The 232-nt window shown below is 36.6% G+C and carries 1 protein-coding gene; it reads left to right on the top strand.

Annotated elements, in window-relative coordinates; all coding sequences use genetic code 11:
• Positions 1–232, top strand: a 232-nt coding sequence (locus CBI42_RS12110; RefSeq protein WP_142294177.1) for a hypothetical protein, incomplete at both ends; no start/stop codon positions are given.

Genomic DNA, 232 nt, shown 5'->3' with positions numbered 1-232 from the left:
TTTTAATGGATCCAGAAAGCTATTTAAGAGGGGAAAGAAAATACCTTTCTAAGAATCAGTTTTTATCAGGAGACATTCTCAATAAGATAGAAGTAGTTCAACTATTAGTAGAGGAAAACAACCAAGAATATGACTGGTCCCATGCTTTAGATTTGTTAGAATCTGTTCGCCCTCCACGGATTCATCTGGCAGATATTGAGTTTAAAATAGGCTCACGTTGGATCCCTCAATC

The sequence above is a fragment of the Streptococcus sp. KR genome, from assembly GCF_002238115.1.
GTDB lineage: Bacteria > Bacillota > Bacilli > Lactobacillales > Streptococcaceae > Streptococcus.
This window is presented reverse-complemented; position numbering and strand designations above follow the sequence as displayed.